The sequence below is a fragment of the Ehrlichia ruminantium str. Welgevonden genome (assembly GCF_000026005.1).
Taxonomy (GTDB): domain Bacteria; phylum Pseudomonadota; class Alphaproteobacteria; order Rickettsiales; family Anaplasmataceae; genus Ehrlichia; species Ehrlichia ruminantium.
On sequence record NC_005295.2, the window covers coordinates 1,062,050 to 1,077,483 of the forward strand.

Consider the following 15,434-nt stretch of genomic DNA (forward strand, 5'->3'; position numbering starts at 1 on the left):
TACTACAATAAGGACATAAAATAAATATTACCCAATATTTACATGATCAATGTGTTAATTACAGCTGGACCAACATGTGAAAAGATAGATCCTATAAGATACATAAGTAACAATTCTTCTGGTAAACAAGGGTATGCAATAGCAGAACATATGAATAAAATTGGCTGGAAAGTCAACTTAGTGTCTGGACCAGTACATATCAAAGGTTATAATATAGAAAATATCATATACGTAAACACCGCACATGAAATGCTTCAAGCTTGTATAAAATCATTACCAGTAGATGTAGCAATCTTTACAGCAGCAGTAACTGATTGGTGCCCTATATACTCTCCCACAAAAATTAAAAAGGAAAGAATTACAAACATTCACGTTACACATAATCCAGACATTATACATCAAATAAGTACTCATCAAAAGAGACCTAAATTAGTAATTGGATTTTCATTAGAATCAGAAAATATAGTAGAGAACTCACTAAAGAAATTATTTAATAAAAAATGTGATTGGATTATTGCAAATGCTATAAACATCAATAATCAAGAAGTCATGGGAAATGATAATAATCAAATTACTATTATCACAAAAGATAAGAATTACAAATTTCCAATAATGTCAAAAAAAGACATTGCTAAACTAATTACAGAAAAGATTATAGGTTTTTTAGATAATCATAATTAAATTTAAGCAAAATACCTTTCAACTATAATGACAATTTATTGAAAAACCTAAATAACATATCTACAAGGATACTACTACGTAATAACTAAATGCATGAAAAATGTTTCATACACATTTATTATTGATAATATAAATATAGTTTATTCTCATTAAAACATGGAAATATTAAGAACTACTTTCTCCTATATAACATGTTTTTAACTATCACAAATTCCATAAATAATTGAAGAATTATAAAATCCCAGGCAATAAATTTACATGATAGTCAATAAACAAAAAATACTTTTCAAGTTTATAGTGATATCTAACCAAATAATCATAAATCTTCAGCATTAAAAATAACATTACTGAATAATTAATATACTAAATGATATACAAATATAACTTACTTAATAATACTTACAATTCATAACATAAACATTACTTACTATAATTAATGATGCAATCATATTTCCAACACCCTGTTAATCATAAAATATTTTCAATTAAAACATAGTATTTAATAATTGATAAATGTTATTACAAAGTTAAAAATAGTAAAAAAGCATATTGAAAAAAAACAAGTAGTATTATTGATACATACTCATATATTTGTAAAAACTAAATCATATATACTTATAGAATAATCTACACCAAACTATTCACTTATTAAAAAAATATGTAAACTACATACCATCCCTCAATATATCACATGTACAGGTTTACATACCATGCATTATAAATTATTTATTATTTCAACTAAAAACACAAAACTCCTGCATTCCTATTAAACTTATTAGATAATCTCACTTACCTTATAGAATAATTTCTATTACATAAATACGAATTATCAAGAATATTAACCTATTAAATATAATGTATCTTATAAACATATTGTAAATTGTAACTACATATTTTAACCTATTTTCTAATAGTTAGTTATCTCTAATCAGCAAAAAGCTTATACGAATACTAAGATAACTTCTATTGACCAAAATTAACTATCCTAGTAATACCTAGCACATGTATTAATGAATCAAACACAAAATCATACATAACATAAACTTGTTGACTATTTAACCATTTATAGATACCTTAGTAATAAAATTTTGTACAGATTACTTAATTTTTAGGATTTTTTTAGGCATTTAGAGTGTATCAGCAGTTTTGGGAGTTGTTAGGAAATCGACAACATAAAGATTATAGTGTTGCATACATTAACGCACGAATCATTGACCCAGAATCCAGGTTAGATATTAAAGGATCACTTCTTACTAAAGGAGACAAGATAGTAGATTTTGGTCCAAACTTATTTGCTGATGGTATACCTACTGGAATATGCGAAGTAGTAGATTGTAAACATAAAATATTGATGCCTGGCTTAATTGATATTCATGTACATTTTCGTGAGCCAGGTCAAGAACATAAAGAAACTATTGAAACAGGAAGTAAATCAGCTGCTGCAGGTGGTATAACTACGGTAGTATGTCAACCCAATACCATACCTACTATTAGCAGCGTTATTATCGCAAAATACATAAAAATGAGAGCATTAGAAACTGCTTATGTAAATATAGAATTTTATGCTTCTATAACAAAACCTGATAACTCACTATCCGACATGGCCTTACTAAAGGAAGCAGGAGCTGTTGGGTTCACTGACGATGGTATGCCAGTAATGAATTCCCTTATAATGAGACAAGCACTCAGCTACTCAAGTATGTTAGATACAGTAATTGCTCAACATGCTGAAGACCTAAATTTATCAAATAATGGATGTATAAATGAAGGTAAGGTTTCATATGAGTTAGGATTAAAAGGCATGCCTGATATTTCAGAATCCATTATTGTTAATCGTGATATAGCTATACTTAACACATTAAAAAATGTACATTATCATGTTTTACATATTTCCTCTAAAAGCTCGTTAGATATAATAAAACAAGCAAAAAATCAAGGTTTAAAAGTCACATGTGAAGTAACGCCTCACCATCTTACTTTAACTGAACAAGATGTGATACAGCATAGTACATTTGCAAAAATGAATCCTCCTCTACGTACTGAGAGTGATCGTATTAGTATGATAGAAGGATTAAAAAACGGGATTATAGATTGCATAGCAACAGATCATGCACCGCATGATCTAGGATCTAAAGAATTACCTTTAGACACAGCCGCTTTTGGAATAGTTGGATTAGAAACAATGCTACCAATTTCCTTAGAATTATATCACAATGGTACTATGCCATTAATAGATTTACTTGCAACATTGACATATAAACCAGCTGATATTATTAGAGTACCAAGAGGACGTATTAAAAAAGGATTCACAGCAGATCTTATTCTACTAGATCTTGATCATGAATGGACTATTGATATATCAAAATTCGCAAGTAAGTCAAAAAACTCTCCTTTTCACAATCGTAAAGTAAAAGGTAAAGTATTAAGAACAGTAGTTTCTGGAAAAACTACCTATAGGCTTGAAAATCACAAGACCTTATAGTTTTAGACACATATATAAGACAATTTTATGTCAAGTAATTTACTAAATTATTAAAATTTTGCACCATATAACTATAGTAACAAGAATACTCTAAAATAGAATATTAAACATTTCCAATAAAATAGAAGAATACAAAATTATTATACAATACTGAAATACGCTAAAATATACCAATAAACAAATCTTCCACTTATACAACAATAAAGAATATAGCTTTATTACAATAATCTAAGAAATATTTTGTTATTTAGTTATCTATTATTTAAAAAGTATATTGCTTCTTATAGTTCTTAAAAATTTGCACACATTGAAAAATATTTTATAATTAATATAAAATAGAAAACATAGCTTTACAGATTTTAGTTGGAATAAACTGTCTTTATATTACAAATAATGCATATCATTAAAACACCATATTAGTAAAATTCTGACAGATTTGATCATTTAAGTAACACTACTTTTTTAATAACCTATTATTCTAGATTTTTTTAATGAATTGTCAAAAAACCAAAAAAATATGTCTTTAACTTTTTTACATCTAAGCTTATAGTCTAATATTTTATCATTTTCTTATCTTTCCTAAAAATTTGTACATACTAAAAATATTGTATAATTAATATAACATAGAAGAGCATAATACTACATATTTCCAGATTTTAGTGGGACAAACCGTCTTTATATTACAAATAATGCATATCATTAAAACACCATATTAGTAAAATTCCGACAGATTTGATCATTTAAGTAACACTACTTTTTTAATAACCTATTATTCTAGATTTTTTTAATGAATTGTCAAAACACCAAAAAAAATGTCTTTAACTTTTTTACATCTAAGCTTATAGCCTAATATTTTATCATTTTCTTATCTTTCCTACAAATTTGTACATGCTAAAAATATTGTATAATTAATATAACATAGAAGAGCATAGTACTACATATTTCCAGATTTTAGTGGGACAAACTGTCATTGTGTTTTACATGATAAATATCATCTATATTTGATATAACAAGTTAGTATTATCATAAATATACTCTTTTGAGTTTTTTCTATAACCTCACTTATCACAAATAGTACAAATACTTAAAAATACCTGTACCAGTCTTGTCACACGTTTCAATCCTAATATAAGATTGTAATTTAATAATAAAATTAGATTAACAATTACAGAAAACCTTATTAAATTCTTTCTTCAACACAACATCAAATTCTTCATAAAGAATATTTACTCCTAATGTTTTAAGTGAAGTTATTCCATATTCTTTGATACCACATGGAATTATTCCTGAATAATGAGAAAGATCTGTAAAAACATTTATAGAAACTCCATGATATGTTATCCATTTTCTTATTCTAATGCCAAATGCAGCAATTTTTTTTTCACTACCATTATGGTTAACCCATACCCCTATTAAATTAGGATTAAAATATGATCGTATTGAAAAATGCTTTAAAGTTTTAACAATCCACTCACCCAAAGTTTCAACATACAACCTAACATTACATTTATCTCTTGCTTTTAAATCCATCATCACATAAGCAATTCTTTGACCAGGACCATGATAAGTGTATTTACCACCTCTACCTGTAGAATACACAGGAAACAAACTATCGGTTAGTAATTCCTCACTCCTTGCACTAGTACCAGCCGTATATAACGGAAAATGTTCAAGTAACCATACTAGTTCATCTTGTGTCTTATTAGCAATACCCTCGACCCTTTGTTGCATAAAACACATAGCTTTATCATAAGGTACAGGTAAGGATTCAATCTTCCACTCCATATAACTTCAAATAACATTCATGGTATAGCGTTATAATAAACCAATACAAAATTTATTAAAATATAAAACTATCATCACTTGATAATACAAATATGATAAGCCTAGGCCTATCATAACATTTAATGATATTACCATAAACCTTAATAGTTACATTATAAATGATTTTACTAACTCTCATTATGTAGAATATATATTTTCATAATGAATATCTTATCAATACTATACAAGTAATACACTCTTAAATAATAAGAAGAAATAATGTTTTAGAATACAATGCTACAACTAAACATTACTTACTACATAACTAACATTAATAACACCAAACAAAGGCAAAGAAATAGTTGTTTACAGTATTATAACGAGGAAAAGTAGATTGTTTTACCAACTTATCCAAAAATAAGGCTCAATACATAAAAAAATAAGCTATACAAAAGCTTCATCATTATAAAACATGTGTAGTGTTTTTGCTGATAAAGCTAAACTACCGTTAAGTTGTAGCTGATTATAAGCAATTAGTTCCACAGCTTTAGGGTAACAAATATGTTCCATCTTCAATATTCTATTAGCAAGATCCTCAACACTATCAGATGAAAACACTGGAACTGCTGCCTGAACAATAATAGGTCCACCATCAACTTCTGGGTATACATAATGAACTGTACATCCAGCAATCTTTACTCCAGCCTTTAATGCTTGAGCTTGTGCATTTAAACCCTTAAATGATGGCAAGAGAGAAGGATGTATATTAATAACCTTATATAACCACTTATTAATAAACTTTTCAGGAACAATACTCATAAATCCTGCAAGACAGATTAAATCCACCTCATGTTCTTCAAGTATATTATCAATAGCATCAAAATCTAGAGGACGACCTTGTACTATAAAAGTTTTAATATTACTTTGCTGAGCAAGTATTAGACCGTTTGCATTTGATTTATTTGATATAACACAGGATACACTTGCAGGAAAATCATCTCGCTGACAAGCATTAATCAGAGCCTGCATATTAGAACCCCTACCTGAAATTAAAATACCTAACCTAAGTGGTTTCATAGTCATTAACTGAACCTATATAAATATAACTACAAATATAAATTTATACCACAATAGCACACTCATAAATCAATCACAATACCAAAAAATCAGCCTACTACATAAACTTAAATTGAGTAACATATAAATCAAGATACATTACTTTACTTAAACTATAAATAAAGAAGCAACAACTAATGAGACTCGTAGTACTTTGATACAAATCTATTTAATAGCCTTACCCCAAAACCAGTTGCACCCTTAGGACATATCTCAGTGCCTTCATAATCCCATGCCATACCAGCAATATCCAAATGCACCCAAGGAACACCATTAACAAATCTTTGTAAGAACTGTGCTGCAGTAATACTATCTGCCCCATATCCTTTTGTTGAAATATTCTGCATATCAGCAATTGATGAATCTATAAGTTTATCATATGCTTCATCTAAAGGTAACCGCCATAATTTCTCACCAGATTCATTCCCAGCTACAATCAACTGATTTGCAATAGCATCATCATTTGAAAAAAGCCCAGCATACTGATTATTACCTAAAGCAACCACTACTGCACCAGTTAATGTTGCTAAATCCACCATCAATTTAGGAGTAAACATCTCTTGAGTATACCATAACGCATCAGCTAAAACCAACCTCCCCTCTGCATCAGTATTTAACACCTCAATTGTTTGTCCAGACATTGAAATAACAACATCACTAGGTCTTTGTGCGTTCCCATCCACTGAATTTTCAACTAATCCAACTACTCCAACAGCATTAACTTTTGCCTTCCTTGCAGCAAGAGTACGCATAATTCCAACAACAGAAGCAGAACCTGCCATATCATATTTCATATCCCACATACCCTTTGAAGGTTTTAAGGATATTCCACCAGTATCAAAAGTTACACCTTTTCCAACAAACGCAATAGGACTTTCTGACTCATCACCTCCATTCCATTTCATAACTACAAGTCGAGATTTTTTAGCACTACCCTGACCTACTCCAAGAAGTGCCATCATTTGATTTGCTTTCATGTAATCTTCATCAAAGACTTCAACCGTTACACCAACCTTACTTAATTCTTCATATATCATCTGAGCATATGTTTCTGGATATAAAATATTCGGAGGTTCTGAAACAAAAGAACGAGCTAAGAATATTGACTCACCTTCAGCTTTTAAATCATTAAACAAAGCAGTAACCTCTTGTGGTTCACTCTTTGAGAATAGAACCAACTTATTCAAATAAACTGAATTTTTATCTTTTTTCTCTACGAAATATTTATCAAATTTAAAACTACGTAAAAGTGCTCCATAACCAATATTAGCACTTACATTACTATCAGTATTAATAACAATTGATGCATCTGGTATTTTCATTCTATTAAGTTCAGAATATATTACACCACCAACTTTTAAAGCTTTATTTTCATCAAAATCCTCAGATTTACCCAGTCCAATAACTACCACAACAGGAAAATCTTTCTCTAACCCAATAATAGGTAATACCTCAGCAAACTTACCATCAAAAGATTGATAACCATTTACTATTTCCATGATTTTATCATTATAACCTTCTAAAGCACCATTATCCTCTAAATGATTACTTCCTTCAAAAATACCTACAACTATTACCGTGGTCTTTAATAATACAGATATTCCAGACATTAAACCTAAAAATGATACATTTATCATGACTACCCTTCATTGGTATAATTCAACTATATGTTTACTCTAGTCTTTTTTCAAAGCTTTTCAAGGAAAATTTTAACTCACTTAATTACCTAACCTTGATCCCGAAATACTATAAACTTTCAGCTTATTACAAAGAATCAATAGTCTTTTACATGCACATAATCACTATTGTTTCTACACAATGTTTAGAATTAAATAACTATATAAAATACACCGTAATCAATAATTATAACAGTGCACCTTTTTCAGATCTTTATTAATTAGAGGAACAGTATTATCCAATAGTTTCGGACTAATTTCAAAATATATTACCATACCTAACTAATTTTTACAACCCTACCACTATTAACATATCGAGATAAACTAAGTCTTACTATTATTCATTTGATAATAACCACCAGTTCATCTAAAGGTACAGGAATTGTTACAATATGATCAAATTTATTGTCTTTATAAAACTTATAATTCCAATCTTGCCACAAGTTAACTTATCATAAAAATAACTACAATCTTAAGTTATCACAATTACCTTTTTGAAACATAGTGATAGCTATTTCTTATGTATTAGCTAATTAAATAAAATAACTGTATACAAATATTATCATATTTATCGCTTTCATATTTTCCAAATATATAAATTAAACCACTATATCTTTTCTCTTACATTATCTAATAAAATAATTCATTAAATTTAGTATACTGAATACTGTTTACCAAAATTTAGCAGTACAACTAAAAAGTAGAAATAATCTTATTGATATAAGAACATTTGAATCTTAACAAACTGACATAATATAAAGAATCATATTTTGATCCTTCTATAACTAAAGTTTAAATTAAAATTAGTACTATTATTCTTTAGAGCTTATATAAGGTCACACCTAAAAGTATTATTTCAAACTCACACATTAAACTTATAAAATATTCATGGTATTCCGTTCCTGATACAAAAACAATATCTTTTTATGCTTAATGCACCTAGATCAATCTTTTTATTAATATATACATTATTTACAACTTAACATGTTGTTTTAATCATTATAACCTATGTTATAAACATTAGCATCAGTCTTGGCTAACATAATACAGCATTTAGCATAAAATGTATTTATAAGTATTGATACTTTATTTATATATGTAAATGTCAGTAGAAAAGTGTTTAAAGCAAGTACACAATGTAATACCTAATACTTTCATGTTTTTGACAATAGTTGTTCGTTTATGATATTCATCATTGATTTAATTAACACACCATACTACATAATTTCCTCTTACAAACTTCTTCCCCACCCCCATACCTAATTTTATCTTATAAAGATTCTCCTCCTTTTTGAATTATATTAATACCAAGATCATATATAACCACATTAGTACTCAACAGTAATTCTTGATTATGAGTGACAGATAACTATGTTAGTATCTAATTTATACAGGTTCTCTATAGTATATAAAAACAAGATACAGTTTTACCTATTATCAAGATAAATAAATACTCAACACACTATATAAAAGCTATAGAACAAACACCAAAAAGCTAAGTTATACAATGAGTTTAAAATATCAAATACAGCAAAATTATCATAATGTATTTAACATATATAATATTTATACAATGAATATCTGAATTCTAAAAAAGCTAGTTTTTTTGCTTATAAATTACCAATTACTGCATAAGTTTTGAATGACATACTCAATTGATAATTTATCTACAATATAAATAATATTTATGAGATTCAACACTGTATCCATTAAACAATTACAAACTCTTTCTGTTATTAGTTATAGTATCATCACCTAATTATTATTGATATAATAAAAATATATAATACACTCTTATAGGTATAATACAACGTTGCATCAAATTAAGTTGAAATATAATGGAGCATGAAATATTATTTACTACAACTCAAAGATCCGATTATGGTAATAAAATGAATTACTTAATAAAGTTATTATTCTGCATATTCATAAGCATAACATACACAAGTATTGCAGTAGCAGATGATCCTGTGTTAGTTAACTGTAAAAAAACTCCTGAAATTTACGATCTCAACAATAAACCAAATAAGTTCTCATTATCAAATAATTTACGACGCAAAATGAGCAGTCCAGCAACAGCTGAAGGAGAATTAATATATATTGTTGGTAGAGTTACTGATATAAACTGTATACCTATTACAGGTGCTAATGTTTTCATTTGGCAAACTAATGCACATGGAATATATCAACAGAATCCTTATGATAATGATAATAGATCAGAATTAATCCCAGAAGAATTAGATATGTATGATTACCAGTTTATTGGTTCTGGAAAGTCAGTAACTGATAATCTAGGAAATTACAGTTTTATTACCATAATGCCTGGCACTAATAACAAAAACAAAGTTCCTCGCATACACTTTATGCTACAACACTCAGAATTTCCTGAGTTTAATACAACAATGTTTTTCTCAGGATATGACAATAATCAAGATGAAAAATTTAAAGAAATAAATGATATAAAATTACAAAACCTGCTAACGGCTCAATATACTATAAATCACCTTGGAATAAAAACTTACCACTTTAATATTACAATTGGGAGTAAAAATACTCATCAATCTTTTAAGTAAATACTACTCATTAATAGAATTATTCAATAGTAACTTATAGTACTCTGCAAAATAAGGTAAACTTAAGTATCTTGATACTTCACTACCTATATAATCTACTTACTAAAGTAATTATTGATACATGTAAATATAATATCTTGTTATATTCTCATACCTATACAAGCAAAACACTGTTTTATGAACAAACATTATTACAAAGCCTTATACTTTGAACAATAAAAATACTAAATAATATACCATTACAAACACTTAATGTACCTGATTATTTAAATAAGCACTTAACATACAAACTTAAAAACACATCAACTTATAATCATGATATAAAAACACCATATACATATAAGTTAATACAGTGGAACTTTTAGCATCACATATATCTTTTTCTGTATACAGCAATATTATCAAATTTAATAATAGTACAATATGATTTGATAATAATATTTTTCTCAAATAGTATTAAAATTAGATTATCATTAAGTCTATATTATAATATCAAAAATGCTAATTTTAGCATATTATTAACAATATACAAAAAAATCAATAGTACTAATTACTGCAATATTGATACATACACACCACCTTTTCTATTAACGTAAGATGAATAGCAATACTAAAGAAAAATTGTGATAAAAATATCAAATTGTAGAAAATTACTACAAAACATCTTGTTAAATTTCAATTATACATAATATATTCTTACATATCAGCTTCTAGTAAAACCACCTTATTATCTAAGAGTACTAATCTATTGTACTTAACGATATCAGTTTACCTTCTTACTAATATTAATTTGTTACTCACATAATATAAAAACATCTAAGGTTAATTTAAATTAAACAATATTTTGATGACCAAAGTTGATAAAAATAATGACAAAGATTTTATGCAGTAGTATTTAATATGCTATACAAAAAACCTATATATACCTTTAGAAGTTCACTTACAAAGTTTATTGATCAGAATATTATCTATAATCTCTCCAATATAATATCAAGATAATACTAACTAAAACACTAGAGTAACCTTAATAGCTTCAACATGATGAAAAAAACAGCTTTTCTTATAACCAATACCACTTTATAATAACCACAAAAAAATCTTAAATTAAAATAATACCTATACAATGAAATACCATAATATTAATAACATTATTGTTTTATTTTAAACACACTGATAACTTAACTATTAATATTCCTACTAACCTTAAGAATATAAAAATATAGAAAATTTTTTCAATATAAAGTTAGTAACATAATATATACATCTTAGTATCCTATATATAAAACTCTATAGCTACGTATTTCGATATATTTAATAAAATTTTTAATTGATGATAACCAAATATTAAAAGTAATAATACCTTCTTAATTTTATAAATTAAGAACATTTTCGCTAATTCAAGCTACTCAATATTACAAAATTTATACCTATACCTTTAAAAATGAAAAAAGATTTATTACACATAAAAGTCACATCAATTTCCTATAACTAGTTAACCAAGGTAACAAACTATCCACTTATATGATCAAATAAAGATATTTTTTAAGAACCTAAACAAATATAAGCTGCTTTCAATAAAAGCTAACTAAGCATATAAACTTTTTACTTGATTCCTGATATAAATAAAAAGCATTATTTAACATAAAGTTTACGAATTATTCATTATTACAATCAAATAAAGACATTTTTTTTAAGAACCTAAACAAATATAAGCTGCTTTCAATAAAAGCTAACTAAGCATATAAACTTTTTACTTGATTCCTGATATAAATAAAAAGCATTATTTAACATAAAGTTTACGAATTATTCATTATTACAATCAAATAAAGACATTTTTTTTAAGAACCTAAACAAATATAAGCTACTTTCAATAAAAGCTAACTAAGCATACAAACTTTTTACCTGATTCTTGATATAAATAAAAAGAACTATTTAATAAAGTTTATGAATTATTCATTATTACGATCAAATAAAGATATTTTTTTAAGAACCTAAACAAATATAAGCTGCTTTCAATAAAAGCTAACTAAGCATATAAACTTTTTACCTGATTCTTGATATAAATAAAAAGAATTATTTAACATAAAGTTTATGAATTATTCATTATTACGATCAAATAAAGATATTTTTTAAGAACCTAAACAAATATAAGCTACTTTCAATAAAAGCTAACTAAGCATACAAACTTTTTACTTGATTATTGATACAAATGAAAAGAACTATTTAACACAAAAGTCACATAAAAATTCCTATAAGCTGATCAATTATTCATTTATTAGAATCAAATAATATAAACTTTTTTCAATAAAAGTTAATCCACCCAATAAATTCTCCTGTCATTTCCACATAAATAAAAGAGATTTCTTTAATACAAAAGTGATATAAACCTTTACAACTAGTTTAACAAATATCACAAAATCTATACTTGCCACCATAGAAGTAAAAAAATTCACTCCGAAAACTTTCCAACTATAAACTTCTAAAATCTATCTTATTTTATAGAATTAACTAATCTTATGAATAACAAGATTATCATCTAATAAATCTACCCTTAATTTATTACCTTCAGCTACCTGATTAGCAAGTATTAATTTTGCCAAGTTATTCTGTATTTGCTGTTGTATTAACCTCTTTAAAGGTCTTGCCCCATATAAAGGATCATAGCCATTATTTATCAACCATGTTTTTGCATCTGAAGATAAAGTAATCTCTAATTTTCTTTGAGCAACAATTTTTTGTAATATAGAAAATTGCACATCAATAATTCTTTCAATATGTTCTTTAGTTAACCTATGAAATATAATAATTTCATCCAATCTATTTAAAAATTCTGGCCGAAAATGACTACGCAACACATTAGTAACAGACTCTTTAACTGACTCTTCATTGATATTTCCAGATTCATTGTTCATTAATATTTCTTGCCCTAAATTTGAAGTTAATACCAGTATTGTATTACGGAAATCCACTAACTTACCATGATTATCAGTCAATCTTCCTTCATCTAATACTTGCAATAAAATATTGAAAATATCTCCATGTGCTTTTTCAATTTCATCAAATAATATTACTTGATAAGGCCTTCTCCTCACAGCTTCAGTTAATGCACCACCTTGGTCATATCCAACATATCCTGGAGGAGCTCCTATTAATCGTGAAACAGCATGCTTTTCCATAAATTCTGACATGTCAAATCTTAAAAGTGCAGACTTATCACAAAATAAAAACTCAGCTAATGTTTTAACCAACTCAGTTTTACCTACTCCAGTTGGCCCAAGAAATAAAAAAGACCCCAATGGTTTCTGTGCATCCTGTACCCCTGCACGTGATCTCCTGACAGCATCACTTACTGCTTTTACAGCACTATCCTGACCAATAACTGTTTTGCCTATCTCCTCCTCCATACGCAGTAGTTTTTCTCTTTCACTACTCATTATGTTCTCAATAGGAATACCAGTCCATTTTGATACAATACTTGCTATGTCATGTTCTGTAATTTCCTTCTTAAAAAGGCTACTTGTAAATTTTTCATGTTCTTTTAACTCTTTCTCAATTTCTGGTATTACACCATACATTAACTCACCAGCTTTTGCCAAATCACCAGATCTTTGTGCTCTTTCTAAATCACTTCTAGCAATATCAAGCTTTTCCTTACATGCTTTCATCTTTGACATTTTCATTTTTTCCGCTTGCCATTTACTACTTAGCTCAGCAGACTGAACATTTAGTTTTTCTAGTTCATCTTTTAACTTCATTAACCTCTGTTTTGAGGATTCATCACTTTCTTTTTCTAATACTCCTATCTCGATTTTTAGCTGCATTATCTTTCTATCTAACTTATCAATAACCTCAGGTTTACTATCAATCTCCATTCTCGCACGACTCGCTGCTTCATCAATAAGGTCTATAGCTTTATCTGGTAAATACCTATCCGTAATATAACGCTGCGATAAAGCTACAGCAGCAATTATCGATCTGTCAGGAATATCTATACCATGATGTCCTTCATATCTTTCCTTTAACCCACGTAACATAGAAATTGTATCATCACAAGTTGGCTCAGAAATAAATATAGTTTGAAATCTTCTAGCAAGTGCTACATCTTTTTCTATATGCTTTCTATATTCATCCAATGTTGTTGCACCTATACAATGTATTTCACCTCTAGCTAATGCTGGCTTCAACAAATTTGATGCATCCATTGCTCCATCTGTTGCACCAGCACCAACTAATGTATGTAACTCATCAATGAATAATATAATACTACCATTTGAAGAAACAATTTCATTAACTACAGCTTTCAACCTTTCTTCAAATTCACCTCTATATTTAGTCCCAGCAACAAGCATACCAAGATCTAATGACATTATTCTCATATCTCGCAACCCAATTGGAACATCTCCCTTCACTATCTTATGTGCTAACCCTTCAATAATTGCTGTTTTACCAACACCAGGCTCTCCAATTAATACAGGATTATTTTTTGTTCTTCTCAATAATACCTGTATTGTACGTCTAATTTCCTCATCTCTTCCAATTACTGGATCTAATTTTCCTGCTCTAGCAACTTCAGTCACATCTTTAGCATATTTTTTTAGTGCATTAAACTTTTGCTCAGAATTTACACTATCAGCTCTAGCACCATTACGCATGTTTACTATTAATGACTCCAACTTCTGAGGAGTCACACCATGTGCAATTAATATCCTAGAAACATTACTGTCCTTTATTATTGTCAGAGCTTGCAGTAATCTTTCAACAGTAACATAAGAGTCCTGATGTCTTTTTGCAAGATTAACAGCCTCTTGTAAAACTTGCGCCATTTCCTTTGATAAATGTATATGACCACTACCTGGACCACTTACAACTGGTAATTTATTTAAAGCCGATATAACATCATTACGTAACGTCTCTACATTACACCCACAAGAAGTAAGCAAAACTTCAACTATCTCATCTTTATCATCCAACATTACCTTAAGTAAATGCTCAGGTACTAAAGACTGATGCCCTAATGCAACAGCTGAAGTTTGCGCTTGCACTATGAAATTCTTTGATATATCAGTAAATTTATTTAAATCCATAACTAACTTCATTGAACAATTTATAATAAACTATATAAGCATTATTAAAAGGAATTAA

At 27.8% G+C, this 15,434-nt stretch carries 7 protein-coding genes; 3 read left to right on the plus strand and 4 right to left on the minus strand.

Features of this window, described 5'->3' with window-relative positions; all coding sequences use genetic code 11:
* Nucleotides 1–42: 42 nt before the first annotated feature.
* Complete coding sequence (locus ERUM_RS03440; RefSeq protein ID WP_011256139.1) at nucleotides 43–681, plus strand: phosphopantothenoylcysteine decarboxylase domain-containing protein; 639 nt, start codon at nucleotides 43–45, stop codon at nucleotides 679–681.
* A gap of 1,132 nt (nucleotides 682–1,813) precedes the next feature.
* Nucleotides 1,814–3,163 (plus strand): dihydroorotase, encoded by a 1,350-nt coding sequence (locus tag ERUM_RS03445; RefSeq protein ID WP_011155315.1) that lies wholly within the window; start codon nucleotides 1,814–1,816, stop codon nucleotides 3,161–3,163.
* Between the two features lie 1,158 nt (nucleotides 3,164–4,321).
* On the opposite strand, the gene lipB is transcribed toward ERUM_RS03445, so the two are convergent.
* From lipB to ERUM_RS03460, 3 genes are all read right to left on the minus strand, one after another.
* A complete protein-coding gene (gene lipB / locus ERUM_RS03450) occupies nucleotides 4,322–4,948 on the minus strand; it encodes a lipoyl(octanoyl) transferase LipB (RefSeq protein ID WP_011155316.1) in 627 nt (208 codons plus the stop codon).
* Nucleotides 4,949–5,371: 423 nt separating this feature from the next.
* On the minus strand, nucleotides 5,372–6,004 hold the full coding sequence (gene purN, locus ERUM_RS03455; RefSeq protein WP_044148739.1) for a phosphoribosylglycinamide formyltransferase: 633 nt from the start codon (nucleotides 6,002–6,004) through the stop codon (nucleotides 5,372–5,374).
* A gap of 173 nt (nucleotides 6,005–6,177) precedes the next feature.
* Nucleotides 6,178–7,680: a leucyl aminopeptidase gene (locus ERUM_RS03460; RefSeq protein WP_011155318.1), complete on the minus strand. Its 1,503-nt coding sequence runs from the start codon at nucleotides 7,678–7,680 to the stop codon at nucleotides 6,178–6,180.
* A gap of 1,877 nt (nucleotides 7,681–9,557) precedes the next feature.
* Here ERUM_RS03460 and ERUM_RS03465 point away from each other — a divergent pair.
* Nucleotides 9,558–10,292 carry a protocatechuate 3,4-dioxygenase gene (locus ERUM_RS03465; RefSeq protein ID WP_011155319.1) on the plus strand — a complete coding sequence of 245 codons (735 nt, stop codon included), beginning with the start codon at nucleotides 9,558–9,560 and terminating at the stop codon, nucleotides 10,290–10,292.
* 2,504 nt (nucleotides 10,293–12,796) lie between these two features.
* On the opposite strand, the gene clpB is transcribed toward ERUM_RS03465, so the two are convergent.
* Nucleotides 12,797–15,376 (minus strand): ATP-dependent chaperone ClpB, encoded by a 2,580-nt coding sequence (clpB, locus tag ERUM_RS03470; RefSeq protein WP_011155320.1) that lies wholly within the window; start codon nucleotides 15,374–15,376, stop codon nucleotides 12,797–12,799.
* Between the last annotated feature and the right edge of the window lie 58 nt (nucleotides 15,377–15,434).